Source organism: Halochromatium sp. (genome assembly GCF_046541315.1).
Taxonomy (GTDB): domain Bacteria; phylum Pseudomonadota; class Gammaproteobacteria; order Chromatiales; family Chromatiaceae; genus Lamprobacter.
The window spans coordinates 1-19,963 of sequence record NZ_JBKHDN010000028.1; the positions used below are offsets into that span (position 1 = coordinate 1).

Consider the following 19,963-nt stretch of genomic DNA (forward strand, 5'->3'; position numbering starts at 1 on the left):
GCCGGCGATTCACCGTATCAAACAAGCTCGGCACACGCCGGCAGCGCGCGGCTGATTGGCCTTGAGCCGCTGGTCGAGTGGGGCTGGCTGCCGGCCGAGCTGAGCACGGCGAGCGACGACGCCAGCAAGCAAGAACGCTTGCAACAAGCGCATCAACACGTCTTGCGCGCGGCATCGGACGATGAACGCGCCGAGTTCGAGCGGTTCTGCAACGAACAACGCTTCTGGCTCGACGATTACGCGCTCTATCGTGCGATCCATGAGCAACGCGAGGCCCCCTGGTGGCAATGGCCAAAGGGGCTGCGCACCCGCGACGGGCGCAGTCTCGGTCAGGCCCGGCGACGGCTCGCCGAAGCCATCGAGTTTATTCGTTTCGAGCAATTTGTCTTTTTCCGCCAATGGGATGCACTGCGCGCGCATGCGAACGTGCGCGGCGTGCAACTGTTCGGCGACATGCCGATCTTCGTCGCCCACGACAGCGCCGAGGTCTGGGCGCGACCCGGCGATTTCGATCTCAATGCCGATGGCACTTGCCGCGTCGTCGCCGGGGTGCCGCCGGATTATTTCTCGGCCACCGGCCAGCGCTGGGGCAATCCGCTGTACCGCTGGGATCAGCTGGAGAAGCACGACTTCCGCTTCTGGGTCGATCGTATGCGCACGCAACTGCGCCTGTTCGACATGGTGCGCATCGACCACTTCCGCGGCTTCGATGCCTATTGGGAGGTGCCGGCCGCCGAAGAAACGGCGATGAACGGCACCTGGGTCAAGGCCAAGGGCGATGCATTGTTCGCCCGCCTGCAGCAAGAATTCGGCGCCTTGCCGTTGATCGCCGAGGATCTCGGCGTCATCACCGACGAGGTCGATGCGCTGCGCCAGCGCTACCGGATGCCGGGGATGAAGGTGCTGCAATTCGCCTTCGACGGCGGGCCGAGCAATCCCTATCTGCCGTTCCATCATGGTCGCGATTCGGTCTGCTACACCGGCACCCACGACAACGACACCACGCTCGGCTGGTATCAGGCGCTCGCCGAGGAGCAGCGCCAGTATGTCGACGACTACCTGGGCTATGCGCAAGAACCCATGCCCTGGCCGATGATCCGCGCCGCGCTCGCCTCGCGCGCCGATCTGGCGGTGGTGCCGATGCAGGATCTGATGGAACTCGACGGCGTCCATCGCATGAATCGCCCCGGCGTGCCGAGCGGCAACTGGCAATGGCGCTTTCAGTGGGATCGGCTCGATGATCAGCTTGCGCGGCGCGTTGCCCACTTGATCGCGCTCTACGGACGCGAGCCGGAGGCGCTTGCCGCAGCGAACGGCTGAGTGCCAGTGTCCGCGCGGGAGCTGGCACGGAACCCGCATGGGACGAAGCGGTGCGCGCAGGCTGCCGTCACCATACCGTCTTCAAGCCGCAACGCTATGGTCACAGCGGCTCGGTAGACTCCCGAGGTTTATTTGCCATCGGGGCGTCCCTGCCATGCCGGTTACGACCAAACCCAGCCTCGCCGATCGTTTCGATCAGAAGGTGTTCAACGCTATCTACTCGCGGGCGTTGGTCTACAACACCTGCTGGGAGGATCCCGCCGTCGACCGCCTGGTGCTCAATATCGCACCGGATGACCAGATCCTGGTCATCACCAGCGCCGGCTGTAACGTGCTCGACTACGCGCTGGTCGGCCCGGCCGCGATCCATGCGGTGGATGCCAACCCGCGTCAGAATGCGCTCCTGGAGCTGAAGCTCGCCGGCATTCGTCGGCTCGAGTTCGAGGACTTCTTCGCCGCCTTCGGCCATGGCCATCATCCCGGTTTCGAGCGGCTCTATCGGCGTGCATTGCGCCCGGATCTCTCAGCCTTCGCGCAAGCCTTCTGGGACAAGCGCGCGCGCTGGTTCGGCCACCCGCGCGGCAGCTTCTATTTCCATGGTCTCTCCGGCATCGTCGCCAAGAGCTTCCATGCCTATCTGCGCCTGCGGCCGCGGCTCGCGGCAAGCATCGCCGAGCTGTTCGAGACCCGCTCGCTCGACGATCAACGCCATGTCTATGAGACCCGGGTGCAGCCGCTGATCTGGTCGCCGACGATCAACTGGACGCTCTCGAGGCAACTGACCATGAGCATGCTCGGCGTGCCGCATCCGCAGCGCAAGGAGGTGCAGGATCAGCACGAGCGCGGCGTCGCCGGCTTCGTGCGCGAGTCGATCGATTATGTCTTCCGCCAATTGCCGGTCTGGACCAACTATTTCTGGGCGGTCTATGTGAACGGGCGTTATACGCCGGAGTGCTGCCCGGAATACCTGAAGCCGGAGAATTTCACCGCGCTCAAGCAGGGCCGGGCCGAGTGCATCGAGCTGCATACCTCCACGGTCGCGGAGCTGCTGGCGGGCACCGAGCAGTGCTTCTCGAAGTACGTGCTGCTCGATCACATGGACTGGATGAGCAGCTATGCGCCCGAGGCCCTGTCCGAGGAATGGGCGCTGATCCTGGAGCGCGCGCGCGCCGACGCGCGCATCATCTTCCGCAGCGCGCACGCGGCGCCGGCCTATCTGCAAGACCTCGAGGTCAGTCCGGAGCGGGGCCATCTGTGCGACTGTCTGCGCTTCCATCCGGAGCTGGCGGCGCAGATGCAGCCGCTGGATCGGGTGCATACCTATGCCGGCTTCCATATCGCGGACGCGGTGGCCTGAGCATGAGCCTGAGCGCCGCTACCCTGGCCGCCGAGTTCAAGGTCTTGCTGGCGCTGCTGCGCGGGCAGCCGAGCCGGGGCTCGCATGCCGAGCGGCTCGAGGCCTTCTACGCCCCGCAGGCGGGTCGCTACGATGCCTTTCGCGAGCGCCTGCTGCATGGACGCGGCGCGCTGATCGCTGAGCTGATCGCCGCGCGCGCGCTGCCGCCGGGCGGGCATCTGGTCGAGCTGGGTGCCGGCACCGGGCGCAACCTGCTGTTCTTCGGCGAGCGCCTCGCGGCACTCGGGCGGGTCGATGCGGTGGATCTCTGTCCGGCCTTGGTCGGCGAGGCGCGCCGGCGGACCGAGGCCATGGCCAGGGTCCATGTCCACGAGGACGATGCCTGCCGCTGGCAACCCGCGGCGCCAGTGGACGCGGTCTATCTCGCCTACGCGCTGACCATGATCCCGGACTGGAAGGCGGCGATCGACAACGCGATCGCCATGCTCAAGCCTGGCGGTCATCTCGGCGTGGTCGACTTCTACGTCTCGGCGGCCGAGCCGGCACCGGGCCTGGTGCGTCACTCGGCGCTGACGCGGGCGTTCTGGCCGCGCTGGTTCCGCCATGATGGCGTGCATCTGGGGCCCGAGCGTCTGGCCTATCTGCGCCGCTGCCTGCCCGCGCATCGGCTGGTCGAGGCCATGGCGCCGGTGCCCTATCTGCCCGGTTTACGGGTCCCCTATTATCGCCTGATCGGTCATAAGAGCGACGCCGCCGCTCCGAGATCCCGATGATGGCCGGAGCGTGGCGCTCTACTCGGCAAGCCGTTGCCGGACGCTTGCTCAAGGCGGCAGGCTGTCACTGGCCAACCGCCTGGCGGGCGGCATCGATCAGCTCGCGGCCTTGGCGCTGCATCGCCTGCGCGACCGCGTTGGCAAGTGCCCGGCCGCTGAGCGTTTCGCCGTTGATGACGACCTGGCTCGGCGAGGTCGCATAGGCACTGAGCGGATCGGCGAGCTGTTGCGCGGTGTCGTCGACGGCGTTGTAGGGATAGGCACAGGTCGCGCTGCCCGAGTTGCCCTCGGCGTCGGCGCTCGCCCAGCGCAGGCTGACGATCGCATCCTGATAGCCGGGCGTCTTGGTGTCGACCCGAGTCCAGTCGAGCCGATCGGTGCCAACCTGCCCGGCGACCAGATCCTTGCAGAGTCGCACCCGGACGTCTTCGCCGGGGTTGGCGCAGCTAGCGAGCAGGCCGCAGCCGATGAGGATGCCGCCGAGGACCACGGCCAGGCGCCGAATGGGTGTCTGTTTCAGTCGAACCTTTCGCTGTTTCATCGATGGCTCCGCGAGAAAACCCGTCCTTCGGGCCGGGCAGGGATGGCGAGGAATCGGCCATGCCCGCAAGGCCGATCGCATTGATCACAGGATCGCCAGTGGGTCGCTAGCCGGCGGGCGAGCAATGAGCTTTTCCGGCAATCGCCTAAAGCGGCAGCAGGATGCGCTCGCGGCGCTCTGGGTTGGCGCGAAAGTAGCTCGCGGTATTGCCGATCCGTTGCACGAGATCGGCGTTGGCGCGCTCGGCGATGGCGACGACGATGGCGTCGCGCTCCTCATGATCGCCGCCGGGGACCTTGACCTTGATCAGCTCGTGATGCTCGAGCGCGCGTTCGATCTCGGCGAGTACCGGCTCGCTGAGGCCAGCCGCGCCGAGCTGGACCACGGGCTTGAGATGATGCGCCTGCTTCTTCAGCCAGCGGCGTTGATGATCGGTGATGGGGATGGCTTGGGACACGTTCAAAGACTTTGGCTGTTCGGGTGGATGGATGACCTGGATGGCGGGCTGGGTATGCCTGACTGACGCACTGGGTAGGCCTGGTTTGGAACGATTGGTTTGCCAAGGCGTTAGCGTGGCATGACCACAATGCGACCATGCGTCTGGCCGGCCAGCATCCGCTCGAACACGGCGGGCAGCCCGTCGAGGTGACGTTCATCGCTGACGAAGGCGTCCAGATCCGGCGGGCGCCAATCGGTCGCCAGGCGGCGCCAGAGGTCGGCGCGCAACGGGAAGGGCACATCGACCGAATTGCAGCCGAGCAGATTGATGCCACGCAGGATGAACGGCATGACGGTGGTCTCGAGCGCGGTGCCGCCGGCAAGGCCGATGCTGGCGATGCTGCCGTTGGGGGCCAGGGTCCGCGTGATCCGCGCGAGCATGGCGCCACCGACGTTATCGACCGCGCCACCCCAGACCGCCTTCTCCAGCGGCCGCTCGCCACCTGGGAGTTCATCGCGGCCGATGATGCGGCTGGCACCGAGCTGGTGCAGCCAGTCGTGCAGCGGCTGTTTGCTGGAGACGCCGACGACCTCGAAGCCGAGCCGAGCGAGGATGCTGATGGCGAGACAACCGACGCCACCGCTGGCACCGGTGACCAGGATCGGGCCGAGGCCGGGATGCTGGCCGTTGATCAGCAGCCGATGCACGGCGAGCGCGGCAGTGAAACCGGCGGTGCCGAGGATCATCGCCTGGCGCGGATCGAGTTCCTTGGGGATCGGCACGAGCCAGTCGCCCGGCACGCACAGGGTCTCGGCATAGCCGCCATCATGGTCGTAGGCCATGCCGAAGCCGGTGGCGATGGCGGCATCGCCCGGTTTCCAGCAGGGATGCTCGGAGTGCTCGACGATGCCGGCGGCATCGATGCCGCCGGTGAGCGGAAAGCGCTTGATCACCTTGCCGCGCCCGGTGCCGGCGAGCGCGTCTTTGTAGTTGACGCTGGATGCGCTGACGCGCAGCAAGACCTCGCCTTGCTGTGGCTCTGGGATCGCAATCGATTCAACGCCGGCACGATGCCCGGCATCGTCCGGATGGATGCGGAATGCCTGTTGTCGCGTCAAATTGAACTCCTGGCGTTCGGCCGCCGTGGATTCGATTCAGGCCAGATTACTCAACCTTAACGGCAATCTCGGCAATGCGCGAGCGCCATTGCCGTGGGCCGGTCTCGTGTACCGAGACGCCCTGGCTGTCGACGGCGACGGTGACCGGCATATCGACGACCTCGAACTCGCGGATCGCCTCCATGCCGAGATCCTCGAAGGCGATGACGCGCGCCGAGTGGATCGCCTTGGAGACCAGATAGGCGGCGCCGCCGATGGCGATCAGGTAGACCGCGCGATGGCGGCGGATGGCATCGATCGCCGCGGGGCCGCGTTCGGCCTTGCCGATCATGCCGATCAGGCCAGTCTGCGCTAACAGCGGATCGGTGAAGCGATCCATGCGGGTGGCGGTGGTCGGCCCGGCGGGACCAACCACTTCGTCGCGCACCGGATCGACCGGGCCGACATAGTAGAGAAAGCGATTGCTCAGGTCGACGCCTGCGGGCAGCGGCTCGCCGCGTTCGAGAAGTTCCACCAGCCGCTGGTGCGCGGCATCGCGGCCGGTCAGTAGCTTGCCCGAGAGCAGCAGGCGCTCGCCGGGCTGCCAGGTTGCGACCTGCGCGCGGCTGATCTGGTCGAGATCGACGCGGCGGGCGCCGGCGGCGGCGTCCCAGGCGATCTTCGGCCAGTCGTCGAGGGATGGCGGCTCCAGCCGCGCCGGCCCGGAGCCGTCGAGGGTGAAATGGCAATGCCGGGTCGCGGCGCAATTCGGAATCAACGCCACCGGCAAGGAGGCGGCATGGGTCGGGAAGGTCTCGATCTTCACGTCGAGCACGGTGGTCAGGCCACCCAAGCCTTGCGCGCCGATACCGAGCGCGTTGACCTTCTCGTACAGTTCCAGCCGCATCGCCTCGATGGCGTTGGCCGGGCCGCGTGTCTTGAGCGCATGCAGATCGATCGGGTCGTTGAGCAGCGCGGCCTTGGCCATCAGCATCGCCTTCTCGGCGGAGCCGCCGATGCCAAGCCCGAGGATGCCGGGTGGACACCAGCCGGCGCCCATGCGCGGGAGCTGTTCGAGCACCCAATCGACGATGCTGGCGCTGGGCGTGAGGATGGCGAAACGCGCCTTGTTCTCGGAGCCGCCGCCCTTGGCGGCGAGCCGCACCTCGAGCCGGTTGCCGGGCACCAACTCGGCATGCACGACCGCCGGGGTGTTGTCGCCGGTATTGCGGCGCGCGCCGAACGGCGGCTCGACCATCGACGCGCGCAAGATGTTGTCGGGATCGGTGTAGGCGCGCCGCACGCCCTCGTCGACCAATTGTTGCAGGCTCAGCTCGGTCTCCCAGCGCAACCCCATGCCGACCTTCAGGAAGGCGACGACGATGCCGGTGTCCTGGCAGATCGGCCGTTGGCCCTCGGCGCAGAGGCGCGAGTTGATCAGGATCTGGGCCATCGCGTCCTTGGCCGCCGGCGACTCCTCGGCCTCGTAGGCGGCGCTCAGCGCGCGGATATAGTCCGGCGGATGGTAGTAGGAGATGTATTGCAGCGCATCGGCGATGCTGCTGATGACATCATCGGCGCGGATGACAGACATGGAACACAGGGGATCTGAAACAGGAGTGACTGGAGACGGCTCGGGCTCAAGTATAGCCGGACCAGGGGACCGACAGGGTGGCCGAGCGCGAATCATCGGCGTCGCCTCTGCCGGCGTGGCGGGCTTGCGCCCGGAGCCTTATGGCCGCTCAACCTGATTGCCGGGCAACCCTGGCCTGGGAGCCCAGATGCCACGGGATGCCACGGGATGTTGGTGTCCGCGCGTCAGGGCGAATGGCCATAGGCGATTTTCCTCAATCGCCTTGGACAGCGACGTCGGCCTCGGTATAGACCCGATTACGGCCGGCCTCCTTGGCCGCGTAGAGCGCGTGATCGGCACGGTTGACCAAGGCGTCCTGGCTGTCGTCTTCGGCGAGACGCGAGACCGCCAGTCCGGCGCTGACGGTGATGCGCAGCGGATGCTCGTGGCTCAGGAAACGCGTGGCTTCGATCTGCTGGCGCAGGCGCTCGATGAAGCGCCGCGCCTGCGCCAGGTTGGTGTCGGGCATCAGGATCAGGAACTCCTCGCCGCCCCAGCGCGCGATCCAGTCGGCCTCGCGGATGTTGTCGCGCAGCAGCGTGGCGATCTCCCGGAGCAACCGATCGCCGGCGAGATGCCCCTGCGTATCGTTGACCCGTTTGAACTCATCCAGATCGAGGATGGCGACGGCGTGCGGGCGTCGCCCGCGCTGACTTTGCGCCTGGATGCTGCGGAGCGCGCGCCACATACCGCGTCGGTTGAGCAGATCGGTCAGGGGATCGTGCTCGGCATGGTGGGCGAGTTGCAGCTCGGCCTCCTTGCGCCGGGTGATATCGATGCGCAGGCCGCTCGAGGCGAGGGCGACCCCGTCCGGGTCGCGATCATAGATGCGCGCATGATCCTGGAGCCAGACCCAGTGTCCATCGCGATGGCGAAAGCGGTACTCGGCGGTGAAGTCGTCCAGGCCCCCAAACAGGACCTGCTCGGTCTGGTCGGCAAAGCGCGCCAGGTCCTCGGGATGGACGTTCGCGCGCCACCAGTCGTGGTTGACCCTGATCTCGCCGGGGTCATAGCCGAGCTGGGCCAGATAGCGGTCGTCGACGACGACCTCGCCGGTGGTGAAATCGGCCGTATAGGTGCCAATGTTGCCGGATTCGAGCGCCAGTTCGAGCAGGCGCTGGGTGCGCAGGAGCTGGAACTCCGCAAGCTTCTGCTCATGGATGTCGCGGCCAGTGCCGATGATCGCGGTGACCCGACCCTGCTCGTCGAGCACCGCCGTATCGGACCAGCCGAACCAACGCCAGCCGTCGCGGGTCATGGCCCGTTGTTCCAGGTAGCAGCGGTGCGGGGGACGATAGAGCGTCGCGATCGCGGCTTCGGTTGCGGCGCGATCGTCGGGATGCACCAAGGGCATGAAATGCTGGCCGAGCAGCTCCTCCGCGCGCTTATCGAAGGTCGTGCAATAACCTGGATTGACGAACAGGAAGCGGCCCTCGGTATCGACCTTGACGATCAGATCGTTCTGTTGTTCGACCAGGAGCCGGTAAAGGCTCTCGCTGTTGGGCGCGGCCTGTTCCGACGGCGCCTGTCGGGCTGGCTGCGGCTGGGCTGGCTGCGGCTGGGGTGGCCGTTCCGGGCGCGGTTGGTTCGGGTGACGATGATCCATGCTCGCGTGTCTCCGCCCTCGACGCTGGCGGGAAGGTGACTCGGCGAGGATATTAGCGCATATCGGCGGCCAATTTGCGCAGCGCATCCGCGCTCATCGGGCGTCCGAACAGATAACCTTGAACCTCGTCACAGCCTTCGCGCTCGAGAAACTCGGCCTGCGCTCGGGTTTCGACGCCCTCGGCGATGACGTCCAGTCCCAAGGCCCGGGCGAGGGCGATGATGGCGCGGGCGATAGCATCGTCATTGTCGTCGACGGTCACCCCATCGATGAAGGTCTTGTCGATCTTGAGCCGACTGATCGGTAGCGTCTTCAGATAGCCGAGCGAGGAGAAGCCGGAGCCGAAGTCATCGATGGCGAGGGTCGCGCCCAGCTCGCGCAGGGCGTTCAGATTGGCGACCACGCGTTCGACATTCCGCATGAGCAAGGATTCGGTGACCTCGAACTCGAGCCGCTCCGGCGCGACGCCGGTGCGCTCGAGGATGGCCTGGATCTCCTCGATCAGATCGAGGCGCTCGACCTGTTGCACCGAGACGTTCACCGCCATGCGTTTGACCCAGAAGCCTTGCGTCTCCCAGGCATGCAATTGCAGGCAGGCCTGTTCCAGCACCCAGGCGCCAATCTCGCTGATCAGCCCGATCTCTTCGGCGATGGGGATGAACGCGGCCGGCGAGACCTTGCCCAGCTCTGGATGCGTCCAGCGCAGCAGGGCCTCGGCGCCCTCGATCCGGCGGCTTTTGAGTTCGAACTGCGGCTGATAGAGCAGCTCCAGCTCGTTGCGGGCGAGGGCGCCGCGCAGCGCGGTCTCGAGATGCAGCCGTTGCATCGCGCGCGCGGTCATCTCGGCCTCGAAGAAGCGGTAGGTGTTGCGCCCCTGATCCTTGGCCCGATACATCGCCAGATCGGCATTGCTCAACAGGCTGTCCATGCTTTTGCCATCGGTCGGGAACAGGCTGACGCCGATGCTGGCGGTCAGGCGTAGCTCGCGATCGGCGACCTGGAAGGGCTGCGAGACGAGCTGGCAGAGGCGCTCGGCGAGATGCGCGGCGGTCGACGGATCATCAATGCCGTCCATCAGGATGATGAATTCGTCACCGCCAATGCGGGCCACGGTGTCGGCCTTGCGCACCTCCTGTTCGATCGCGCGCGCCACATCCTTGAGCAGCTCATCGCCAACCGAGTGGCCCAGGCTGTCATTGACGTTCTTGAACAGGTCGAGGTCGATGAACAGCAGCGCCAGCATCCGGTTGTCGCGTTTGGCGCGCTGCAAGGACTGCTCCATGCGCGCGCGCAGCAGGGTGCGATTCGGCAGTCCGGTCAAGGCGTCATTGTGGGCCAGGCGATAGAGTTCTTCCTCGGAGCGTTTGCTCTCGCTGATATCGCTGAACATGCCGATGTAGTTGATCAACCGACCATCGTCATCCCTGACGCTGGTGATACTGAGGCGCACGGGGTAGGTCTCGCCATTCTTGCGGCGATTCCAGAGTTCGCCGCGCCAGGCGCCGGTGGTCTCGATCTCCTGCCATATCCGCTCGAAGAAGGCATCCTGATGATGCCCGAAACCGAGCCGGTTGGGCGTTTGATCGAGGATCTCGGCTTCCGCATAGCCGGTGATCTCGGTGAAGGCGCGATTGACGGCGAGAATCCGCTGCTCGGCGTCGGTGACCAGGATCGCCTCGGTACTGTTCTCGAACACGGTTGAGGCCTGACGCTCGCGCTGGAGGGCCTTGGCCTCCTCGGTGCGATCATGCCAATGCACGAAGTAGGCCGGCTCGCCTTCGAGTTCGACCGGTACCAGGGTGACCTCGACCAGCAGCGGCGTCCCATCGCGCTGTTGATGCAGCCAGTCGAAGCGCAGGGTCTTGCCGGGCGCTTGCTCCAATAGCTGCTCGTCCTTGACCTGGGAAGAGACACCGTCGGGCTGCACGGGCGGCGAGAGTTCATACGCGTGCTTGCCGATGACGGCCTCGGCGTCCTCGTAGCCGAGCATGCGCAACGCGGCTTGATTGACCTCGGTGAATCGGTTGCGCTGCATCACCAGCATGCCTTCGGCGGCCGACTCGAACAAGGCACGAAAACGCTTCTCGCTCTCCTGGAGCTGGGTCTTGGCTTGGATCTCGGCGCTGATATCGACGCTGGTGCCACGAATCCGCCTGACCTTGCCGGTGTCGTCCTTGACGACCTCGGCGCGGGTGCGAAGCCAGCGCGTGGCGCCATCGCTGGCGCGTCTGACGCGATGCTCGAGATCGCAGCCCTTGCCCTTGGCGAGCGCCCATCGCGCGGCCGCCTCCAGCCGCTTGCGGTCCTCGGGATGGGCGAAGCGCTCGCTCAGTTCGGCGCAGGCATAGGACGAGCGTTCGACGCCATGGATGCGCTGCCAGCCCGGCGAGACCTGGATCAGATCCTTGTCGACCTCCCAGGACCAGGCGCCGGCCTTGGCGATGCGCTCGGCATCGACGAGCATGTTGCGCAGCTCGCGCACCGATTCTTCCATCGCGTGGCGTTGGGTGACATCGCGGTTGACCCCGCGCCGCCCGAGATAGCGGCCATCGTCGGCGATCACCACGCGGCATTCGTGCTCGATCCAGCGCCAACCGCCATCGCGATGCCGCAACCGCAGCAGCATGCAGGACTCGTCATCGCCCTGAGGCGTCAGCGCATGCGCCAGATGCGCGGACCAGGTCGGGCGGTCGTCGGGATGCAGCAGGCGTTCGACGAGCTGTGGATCATCGAGAAAGGCCTGGGCACCATAACCAGTGACCTTGCGACAGCCCGGCGAGACATAGATGAAATGCCCCTCGGGGCTGATCCAGTAGTCCCAGTTCGAACTGTATTCGGTCAGGACGTGATAGGCCTCCTGACTGCTGGCGAGGCGATCGTAGGCCTGGCGCAACTTGCGCTGATGTTGCACGATCTGGGTCCGATCGACGATCGCGCACAGCAGCCGCAGCTCGCCGTTGGCCGCGTCGGGCAGCCGGGCGCCGTGCAGATCGCCAACGAATTCACGCCCATCGGTGGTGGTGAATCCGAGTTCGGCGCGTTCTGCCTGTGGCTGTTGACCTTGGGTGATCTCGCGCAGGACGTCGAGGAAACCGCCGCGATCGCGTTCGTTGACCAGGCGCAGCAGGAAGTGATGATGAACGCGCGGGTCGCGCAGCGCGAACAGCTCGCTCGCCGCCGGGTTGGCCGAGAGGATGAGTCCATGGCGGTCGATCACCAGTTCGGCGATCGGGGCGCTGCGGAACAATGCCGTGAACTGCTCCAGGGCGCTGCTCGCGGCGGCTTGGCTGCGCGTCAGCTCCTCGTTCTGGATCTCAAGCTCGGCTTGGTAGATGCGTACATTCTCGATCAGCGCGGCGAGGCTGACATCGTCATTGGCAAGCAGGTCCTCGGCGAGGTCGAAGCGCCCTTCGCGCAGCGCCGCGAGCGCCCGCTCGCGCAGTTGCTCGGTGGCGAGCGCGTCCTCGGGCGCGGTGGGCTTAGAATCGTTGGAGTCTGTCATTGTCGCTCATGCTCAACGCTGCGCCGTGGCGGTCCTGACCAGGGCGCCGCTGATCAGCGGCACCAAGCGCCCGCGCCGCTCGCCCGAGGCGCGAAGCGCTGGTGCGGATTCTGTAAGGCCGGGGGCGGTGGCGTCAGCCCGCTTGTTCGTCGTGTTTCCAAGCGCTGATATCGATATGACTGACGACCACGCCGCCTCCCGGGTGCCGAATGGGCGCCGCGTGCATCAGGAACCAGCGCTCGATCTCCGGCGAATGGCAAGGGTACTCCATCGAAAAGCGCTCGCGCTCGCCGGCGAGCAGGGCGCGCAGACCGTTCGCCGCCCGCTCGGCATAGTCGCTATCGGTGGCGTTGGCGCTGGACTGGCAGGCATCGAGGTAGCTGCTGCCGGGGCCGCTGCTGGTGAGATCGGGATCGCCGTTGCCGCAGGCGAACGCGCGCCAGGCCCGGTTGACCATGGTGATGCGCCCGTCGGTGTCGAGCACCGCGATATGCTCGGGGAGCGAGTCCAACACCGCTTGCATGCGCTCGATATCGCGCAGGGTGGTGACATCGACGAAGGTCGCCACCGCGCCGCGGGGTACGCCGGGACGTACCGCGTAGGGGAGGACGCGAGCGAGATAGACACGGTCGTTGGTGGCCGGCACCTCGCGCTGGAGCATGTCGCCGTCGTGGATGGTGTGTTTCAGCTCGGCGAAGAAGTCCGGATAGTCGAGCAGATTGGTGAAATCGTCGATGGAACGCCCGATGTCGGCGTCGCGGATCTTGAACAGCTTGGTCGCCTCGGGGGTGAAGCGTGTCAGCTTGAGGTCGTGGTCGACGAAGAGGGTGGCGATGGCGGCGGCCTTGGCCATGCCATCGAGGTCGGCGTTGAGGCGGTTGAGGATCTCGATCTTCTCCTGATTCTCGGAATTGACCGTGTAGAGTTCCTCGTTGACCGATTGCAATTCCTCGTTGGAGCTTTGCAATTCCTCGTTCGAGGCCATCAGCTCCTCGTTGGTGGCCTGCAACTCCTCGTTGGAGGTTTCCAGCTCTTCGATGGTCGCCTGCAGGCTCTCGCGAGTCACCGCGAGTTCGCGCTCGAGGGTCTCGATACGGTCGACCGTTTCCGCGCCTAGGTCCATGGTCCGCACCGACTCGGCGTCGGCATCGGGCTGCGCGGCCGGTTCCGGCTCGAACGAGAGTATCAGGTAACCGTCGGCGCCGTCTTGCGGGACATGTCGCACCACCAAGCGGAGCCGCTCGCTTTGCGCGTTGGAGAGATTGACCCGCAGGATATCGGAACGCATCGATTCCTTGCTGACCGCCACCTTGTGCAGCAGGGCCTGGGCCACCGGCGCGATCGAGGCGGGCAGGAGCTTGCCGACATCCAGGGTCACGCTGCCTTCGCCGATGGAGAGATAGCGCGAGACATCGCCGAACACGTGCAATAACTCCTGCTGCGCGTTGAGGAGCAGGCTGGCCGGCGCATAGCCGCGCAGCAGCACGGCTTGACCGGCATCGATGGCGGCGGCGTCGCTGTTGGTGCGCGCGCGCTGCGCGCCGCGGCGTGTGCCGCCGGCGATGTGGCGTCCGACCGGGGCATGGGGCTCGAGCGGCGGCGCGCCGTGACGCAGGATGCGATAGAGCTTGTGCTTGGTGCTGACGGTGCTGAAATCCTGTTCCACGCTGGAGATGCTCTCGCTCGAGCCGAGGAACAGATAGCCGCCGGGGGCGAGGGCGTATTGCAGCCGGCGCATCACCCGCTCTTGGGCATCGTTGCGGAAATAGATCAGCAGGTTGCGGCAGGACACCAGGTCCATGCGCGTGAAGGGCGGATCTTCGAGGAGGTTGTGCTTGGCGAAGACGATGTTATGGCGCAGGTCGTTCTTGACGACGTAGTGATTGCCGCGCTTGTAGAAGAAGCGCTCGAGGCGCTCCGGCGAGACCTCGGCGGCGATCGACTCGGAGAAGGTGCCGGCGCTGCCGGTATCGACGTTGTGCTGCTCGACATCGGTGGCGAAGAGCTTGAAGTCGGGCCAGCGGCGCAGGCTGTCGAAGGCCTCGGCGAAGAGGATGGCGATCGAGTAGGCCTCCTCGCCGGTGGACACGCCAGGCACCCAGACGCGGATCGGTTGGTTCTCGGTGTGCTCCTTGACGATCGGCAGAATGACCTTCTCGGCCAGGGCCTCGAAGGACTCCGAGTCGCGGAAGAAGTTGGTGACCGGGATCAGCAGCTCGCGCCTGAGCGCGTGGAGTTCGCTGGTGTCGCCATCGAGCAGCCTGACGTAGCTCTCGAGATCCGGCACATGGCGCACCTGCATGCGTCGCTCGATGCGGCGCATGACGGTGGCCGGTTTGTAGTCGCGGAAGTTGATGCCGCCCTGATGGTGCAGCAGATGCAGGGTCTCCTCGAGCGCGCTCTCGCGGTCGTAGCTGACACTGGGGCTGTCGGCGCGGGGCCGGATGCGTTTCGGCGGCGTATGACTGATGTGATCGAGGACGCGCGGCCCGAGTTCCTCGGGCGGCAGGATGGCGTCGACCAGGCCGGTGGCGATGACGCTGCGCGGCATGCCGTCGAATTTCGCCGACTCCGGGTCTTGCGACAACAGCAGGCCGCCGGCGTCGTTGACGGCGACGGCGCCGCGGGTCCCATCGGAGCCGGTGCCGGAAAGGACGACAGCGATGGCGCGGTTGCCGTAGGCGCTGGCCAGGGAGCCGAAGAACAGATCGATTGGCAAGGCCAGCCCGCGCGGGCTCTTTGGCCGCAGTTGCAGCTGGGTGCCGGAGACGCTCATCATGCTCGCCGGCGGGATCAGATAGATGCGATCGGGCTCGATGGTCATGCCGTCCTCGACCGTGGTCACCGGCATCGAGGTATAGCGCCCGAGCAGGTTGGCCATCATGCTCTTGTGATCCGGCGACAGGTGCTGGATGACGACGAAGGCGGCGCCGGTCCGCACCGGGAGCGCCTGGAAGAAACGTTCGAGCGCATCGAGGCCGCCCGCCGACGCGCCCACGGCGACCACATAGGGCAATGTCGCCGAGGCCCTCGGCGTCGGCGCCGCCACCGGCAGCGAGCGGTCGTCCGGTTTGCTCGGCGGCACCTGTTCGGGCGCGGGCGGCTGTTCGTGCTCAAGCTCGGTCGACTGTTCGTGTTCGGGCATGACGGGTGCTGCGGTGGTGTTGGCGCGAAGCGGCCAGGGTGGATGGTATCCGACTTGGTGGCCGGCGCGAAAGAACCGACATGCGTGCCGGTAAGAGGCTGATATATATCATACTATTATCATACGCAAGCGTTCAGACCCCGCTCCAAGAATCGGCCTCCCAGAACGATGGATCAGTGCCTTACACCAGTTCAAGGGCAAGGACCCAGGGGAGGCTGAACGCTGATTATCATACACCTGCCGGGGTCGGATTGACCGCGCCGGGCGATCCCCCTTAAAGTGGACAAGCTAAGCAGTAGGTGCCTTGCGGTCGACGCGAGGTGAAACGGGAAGCCGGTCCGGCGGATGTTCCATTCGCTCCGCGAAGCCGGCGCTGCCCCCGCAACGGTAGGCGAGTCAAGGCGCGATCGGAGACCACTGTGGCCCATTTGAGCGGCCATGGGAAGGTGTCGCGCCCTGGTGTCGAGGCAAGGCGCTTCGATACCGGCTCGCAAGCCCGGAGACCGGCCTTCTGCGACACGCTGGTGCTGCGGAGGGCGGAACCCGGCGCGCGGGGTCGCCTTGCTTGGTGTCCCCCTCGCTGCTGTTGTTGTCCTCTGCGGGCCATTCGCCCAATGCGTCTCACGGGTGGTGAGACACCAGAGGACACCTGAATAGATGACTCACGCGACCGATGATTCGGCGCGGTGGCCGCTGCTGCCCCGCGTCCCGATCCTGCTCCGGGCACTGCCCTGGACCTTGCCCTGGGCGCTGCCCTGGGCGGCTCCCCTCCAGGCTCAGGTCGAAGCGATCGCGCGCCTGGACCCGATCGTGGTCACCGCGACCCGCACCGCGCAAACCGCCGACGAGACCCTGGCCGCAGTCACCGTGATCGACCGCGCCGAGATCGAGCGGCGCCAGTCCAAGACCATGACCGATATCCTGCGCGGGCTGCCGGGGGTGGCGTTCTCCAGCAATGGCGGGCTTGGCGCTGCGACCTCGCTGTTTCTGCGCGGCACCGAGTCCGATCACACGCTGGTCTTGATCGACGGCATCCAGGTCGGCTCGGCGACCACCGGCACGGCGCCCTGGGAGAACATCCCGGTCGAGCGGATCGAACGCGTCGAGGTGGTGCGCGGCCCGCGCTCGAGCCTGTATGGTTCGGAGGCGATCGGCGGCGTGATCCAGATCCTCACCAGGCGCGAGCGCCTCGCGCCGCTGACGCCACGGCTGAGCCTGGGCGCGGGCTCCAACAATACCGTCCGCACCAGCGGCGGCCTCTCGGCCGGCAGCGAGCGCGGCTGGTTCGATGCCAGCCTCGGCTTCGAGCAGACCGCCGGTTTCGATGCCTGTCGCGGCGAGCCCTTCGTCGGCGGTTGTTTCGTCGATGAACCGGATGACGATGGCTATACCAACAAGAATGCCAGTGTCAGCGGCGGCTGGGCGGTGACCGATTGGTTCGGCGTCGAGGCCAGTCTCGTGCGCTCGGAGGGCGAGAACGAATACGACGGCAGCGAATTCGCCGGCAATCGCAACCAGACCGCGCTGCAGACCGCCCAGCTGCGGGTCGAGCTTCAGCCTCTGGCCGCTTGGTCGAGCCGCCTCGCTATCGGGCGGAGCTGGGATGACTCGAAGATCTATTTCGAGGAGACCTTCAGGGATCGCTTCGCTACCCAGCGCGATCTGCTGAGCTGGCAGAACGACCTCGAGATCGCGCGCGGTCATCAGCTCACGCTTGGGGTCGATTATCAGCGTGACCGGATCTCGACCGAACGCTTCTATGCCGACGACGCGCGCGACAATCGCGGCTATTTCGCCCAGTATCTCGGCCACCTCGGGGCACTGGACGCGCAGCTCAACCTGCGCCAGGACGACGGTTCCCAGTTCGGCAATCATGCCACCGGCAACGCCGCGCTCGGCTACACCTTCGAGACGGGCCTGCGGCTGACGGCCAGTTACGGCACCGCCTTCAAGGCGCCAAGCTTCAACGAGCTGTACTATCCAGACTTTGGCAATCCCGCACTCGACCCGGAACAAGCGCGCAGCGCCGAGCTTGGCGTCTCTGGCCCGCATCGCTGGGGGCGTTGGGCCGCGAATCTGTATCAGACCGATGTCGATGACCTGATCGCGACGGTTCAGGTCACCCCGAATCGGTTCCGACCCGAGAACATCGATCGCGGCCGTCTCCGGGGTCTCGAACTCTGGACCACGGCCGAGCTGGGCGGCTGGATCATGGATGCGAACCTGAGCCTGCTCGATCCGCGCAATGAATCCAAGGGGCCGGATCAGGACAACCTGCTGGCGCGCCGCCCGGAGCAGACCTTTAGGCTCGATGCCGACCGGCAGTTCGGGCGCATTGGCCTCGGCGGCACCCTGTTCGTCTCCGGGCGGCGCTTCGACGATGCGGCCAATCGTATCCGGCTCGACGGCTTCCGTCTGGTCGATCTGCGCGCCGACTACGCGTTCAGCGATGCATTGCGGGTACAGGCGCGGATCGAGAACCTGCTCGACGAGCGATACGAGACCGCCGCCTATTACGAGCAGCCCGCTCGCACGCTCATGTTGACCTTGCGCTATCAGCCCTAGCAGCGAGACGATGGCACGTTGGTTTTGGGGGCCTTGGTCAACGGATTACTGGAGACATCGTGGGTAACAGCTTGGTGTTGGGCGGGGTGCGCTCGGGCAAGAGCCGGTTGGCCGAGCAACTGGCGCGAGAGTCCGGGCTGCCGGTGACCTATGTCGCCACGGCCACCGCGAGCGATGCCGAGATGAGCGCGCGCATCGCCGCGCATCGCCAGCGCCGGCCTGCGGACTGGGGGCTGATCGAAGAGCCCTTGGCGCTACCGGCGGTCTTGGAGACCCAGTGTGCGCCCGGACACTGCGTGCTGGTCGAATGCCTCACGCTTTGGCTCGCGAATCTGCTCTGGGCCGAGGAGGACGGGCGCTTGGAGGCGGAACTGGCGGCCTTGGATGCGCTGCTGCCAAGGCTGCCGGGGCCGGTCATCTTCGTCGGCAACGAGGTCAACATGGGGGTGATTCCCGTCGACGACTTGGCGCGCCGCTATGGGGATCTCGCCGGCAGCCTGCATCAGCGCATCGCCGCCCAGGCCGAGCGCGTCGTGCTGACCGTGGCCGGTCTGCCGCTGGTGCTCAAGGGGCCGCCGCTCATCGGCGCTGATGCTGGATATCCGCGCTCGCCGAGGCCACTGTCGGGGTTCATCTGAACTGCTGATCGCGCGAGGACCCCCGATGCCCGAGACCGACCGAAGCACTGCCGATCGCCAAGCGCGCAACCGCCTCGCCGAGACCACCAGCCCCTATCTGCAACAGCACGCCGACAACCCGGTGCACTGGTGGCCTTGGTGCGAGGAGGCGCTGGCGCTGGCGCGCGCCGAGGACAAGCCGATCCTGCTCTCGATCGGCTATTCGGCCTGCCATTGGTGCCATGTGATGGCGCACGAATCGTTCGAGGACGAGCCCACGGCGAGGTTGATGAACCGGCTCTTCGTCAACATCAAGGTCGATCGCGAGGAGCGCCCGGATCTGGATAAGATCTATCAGACCGCACATCAGCTTTTGGCTCAGCGCACCGGCGGCTGGCCGTTGACGGTGTTCCTGACCCCGGATGACCTGGCGCCGTTCTTCGCCGGCACCTATTTTCCAAAGGAGCGCCGGCATGGCCTGCCGTCGTTGCAGGAGCTGCTGATCGGCGTCGAGCGCGCCTATCGCGAGCAACGCGATGCGATCAGGGAGCAGAACACCTCGCTGCGCAAGGCGCTGGCGCAACTCGATGGCGCGGGTCCGGCCGGCGAGCCGCTGTCGGACCTGACGCCGCTCGATCAGGCGCGGCGGCAACTGGCCGGCAGTTTCGACAAGGTCAACGGCGGCTTCGGGCGCGCGCCCAAGTTTCCGCATCCGACCAATCTGGAACTGCTGCTGCGCCATCACGCGGCGACGGCGGCGGCGGGCAGCCCGGACCGGCAGGCGCGCGAGATGGCGCTGTTCACGCTCGAGCGCATGGTGCGCGGCGGGCTCAACGATCAGCTTGGCGGCGGCTTCTACCGCTACTCGGTCGACGAGCGGTGGATGATCCCGCACTTCGAGAAGATGCTCTATGACAACGGGCCGCTGCTCGCGCTCTGCTGCGATGCCTGGCAGCTCAGTGGCGACGCGATCTTTCGCGACGCGGCGATCGGCACCGCCGATTGGGTCATCGCCGAGATGCAAGCGGAGGAGGGCGGTTACTTCTCGGCGCTGGATGCCGACAGCGAGGGCGAGGAGGGTCTCTTCTACGTCTGGGATCGCGAGGAGATCGCCGCGCTGCTGAGCGCCGATGAGCGGGCGCTGATCACGCCGCTGTTCGGGCTGGATCGGGCGCCGAACTTCGAGGGCCGTTGGCATTTGCACGGCGATCGCACCTTGGCCGAGGTCGCGACGGAATGGGCCGCTCGGCCGACACGCGCGACCGGCGCGAAGTCTGCCGCCAAGCAGGCGCGGGAGACCGAGACCGAGTCTGCCGCCAAACAGACGCGCGAGACCGAGACCGAGCTTGCCGCCAAGCAGGCGCGCGA

13 protein-coding genes and 1 riboswitch are annotated in these 19,963 nt (G+C 66.3%); of the genes, 6 read left to right on the plus strand and 7 right to left on the minus strand.

Annotated features, from left to right (window positions below):
• The 3 genes from malQ to ACLFQI_RS03560 form a co-directional block, all read left to right on the plus strand.
• Window positions 1-1,320, plus strand: a 1,320-nt coding sequence (gene malQ / locus ACLFQI_RS03550; protein WP_410757474.1) for a 4-alpha-glucanotransferase, incomplete at its 5' end; no start/stop codon positions are given.
• Between the two features lie 154 nt (window positions 1,321-1,474).
• Window positions 1,475-2,677, plus strand: a complete 1,203-nt coding sequence (locus ACLFQI_RS03555) for a DUF3419 family protein (RefSeq protein WP_410757475.1) — start codon at window positions 1,475-1,477, stop codon at window positions 2,675-2,677.
• Window positions 2,678-2,679: 2 nt separating this feature from the next.
• Entirely contained in the window at window positions 2,680-3,450 is a 771-nt protein-coding gene (locus ACLFQI_RS03560) for a class I SAM-dependent methyltransferase (RefSeq protein WP_410757476.1), read from the plus strand.
• A 64-nt stretch (window positions 3,451-3,514) separates the two neighbouring features.
• Here the strand turns inward: ACLFQI_RS03560 and ACLFQI_RS03565 are convergent, their stop codons facing one another.
• The 7 genes from ACLFQI_RS03565 to ACLFQI_RS03595 form a co-directional block, all read right to left on the minus strand.
• Window positions 3,515-3,991, minus strand: coding sequence for a hypothetical protein (locus tag ACLFQI_RS03565; protein WP_410757477.1), 477 nt, complete (start codon window positions 3,989-3,991; stop codon window positions 3,515-3,517).
• 145 nt (window positions 3,992-4,136) lie between these two features.
• Window positions 4,137-4,448: a ribosome assembly RNA-binding protein YhbY gene (gene yhbY, locus ACLFQI_RS03570; RefSeq protein ID WP_410757487.1), complete on the minus strand. Its 312-nt coding sequence runs from the start codon at window positions 4,446-4,448 to the stop codon at window positions 4,137-4,139.
• A 110-nt stretch (window positions 4,449-4,558) separates the two neighbouring features.
• The gene (locus ACLFQI_RS03575; RefSeq protein WP_410757478.1) at window positions 4,559-5,548 is read right to left on the minus strand and encodes an acryloyl-CoA reductase; all 990 of its coding nucleotides are present in this window, start codon (window positions 5,546-5,548) and stop codon (window positions 4,559-4,561) included.
• A gap of 46 nt (window positions 5,549-5,594) precedes the next feature.
• Window positions 5,595-7,121 (minus strand): fumarate hydratase, encoded by a 1,527-nt coding sequence (locus ACLFQI_RS03580; protein ID WP_410757480.1) that lies wholly within the window; start codon window positions 7,119-7,121, stop codon window positions 5,595-5,597.
• 253 nt (window positions 7,122-7,374) lie between these two features.
• Complete coding sequence (locus ACLFQI_RS03585) at window positions 7,375-8,766, minus strand: diguanylate cyclase (protein ID WP_410757481.1); 1,392 nt, start codon at window positions 8,764-8,766, stop codon at window positions 7,375-7,377.
• Window positions 8,767-8,818: 52 nt separating this feature from the next.
• On the minus strand, window positions 8,819-12,268 hold the full coding sequence (locus tag ACLFQI_RS03590) for a PAS domain S-box protein (protein WP_410757482.1): 3,450 nt from the start codon (window positions 12,266-12,268) through the stop codon (window positions 8,819-8,821).
• A 133-nt stretch (window positions 12,269-12,401) separates the two neighbouring features.
• Complete coding sequence (locus ACLFQI_RS03595) at window positions 12,402-15,413, minus strand: chemotaxis protein CheB (RefSeq protein ID WP_410757483.1); 3,012 nt, start codon at window positions 15,411-15,413, stop codon at window positions 12,402-12,404.
• Between the two features lie 280 nt (window positions 15,414-15,693).
• Window positions 15,694-15,940: riboswitch (cobalamin riboswitch) on the plus strand.
• A gap of 130 nt (window positions 15,941-16,070) precedes the next feature.
• Here ACLFQI_RS03595 and btuB point away from each other — a divergent pair.
• From btuB to ACLFQI_RS03610, 3 genes are all read left to right on the plus strand, one after another.
• Entirely contained in the window at window positions 16,071-17,978 is a 1,908-nt protein-coding gene (gene btuB / locus ACLFQI_RS03600) for a TonB-dependent vitamin B12 receptor (protein WP_410757484.1), read from the plus strand.
• A gap of 59 nt (window positions 17,979-18,037) precedes the next feature.
• Window positions 18,038-18,616: a bifunctional adenosylcobinamide kinase/adenosylcobinamide-phosphate guanylyltransferase gene (cobU, locus tag ACLFQI_RS03605; protein ID WP_410757485.1), complete on the plus strand. Its 579-nt coding sequence runs from the start codon at window positions 18,038-18,040 to the stop codon at window positions 18,614-18,616.
• 25 nt (window positions 18,617-18,641) lie between these two features.
• The coding region (locus ACLFQI_RS03610; RefSeq protein WP_410757486.1) for a thioredoxin domain-containing protein at window positions 18,642-19,963 on the plus strand (1,322 nt) is incomplete at its 3' end.